Source organism: Mesorhizobium sp. M6A.T.Cr.TU.017.01.1.1 (assembly GCF_004023115.1).
Taxonomy (GTDB): Bacteria; Pseudomonadota; Alphaproteobacteria; order Rhizobiales; family Rhizobiaceae; genus Mesorhizobium; species Mesorhizobium mediterraneum.
On sequence record NZ_RZTA01000277.1, the window covers coordinates 1 to 610 of the forward strand.

Annotated in this window: 1 protein-coding gene; it reads right to left on the reverse strand. The window is 62.0% G+C overall.

From position 1 onward, the window contains the following. A partial coding sequence (locus EOB36_RS33970; RefSeq protein WP_164897731.1) for a porin occupies nt 1-593 on the reverse strand: 593 nt, incomplete at its 3' end. Nucleotides 594-610 lie beyond the last annotated feature (17 nt).

The following is a 610-nucleotide window of genomic DNA, read 5'->3' on the forward strand; positions in this document are numbered from 1 at the left end:
TTGGTGTCGAAGCCGCCATAGGGAACCAGCGTATCGTTCATGACGTTGCCGGCGTAGCCGATGAACGTATCGAAGGCCGATTCGTCCTTACCGACGCGCAGACCACCGAGCTGGATCCAGGCGAAGTTCAGCGAAACGCCTGTGTTGCCGGCCTCGTTGGGGAAGAAGTCCGGGTTCCCATCTGGGTCATAGCCAGCAAAATCGGCGCGGCCTTGGCTGTTGCCGAAGTTGAAGCGGGTCTCGGTGTAGGTCTTCAAGGTGCCGAGTTCGGTTTCCTGGCCGGTCCAGGTCTTCAGCGTGAAGCGAGCACGCTTCCAATAGGTGTCGTTCTCGCCGCCGTCCTCGTAGTCGCCGGACGTTGCACCAGTGAACGTACCGACGTCGCCGACGCCGATGTCGTAGCGGACATAGCCGCCGATGCGCAGGCAGGTTTCGGTGCCGGGGATGTAGAAGTAGCCAGCGCCGTAGACGTCGCAGATGCGAACGTATTCAGCGGGTTCCGGCTCGGCGACGACGACGGCGTCGGCGGCGCGCGCACCGGAAACTGCGACCAGCGCCGCAGCGGAGCCGAGAAGAAGGCTCTTGATGTTCATTTTCTGACCTCCAGTCA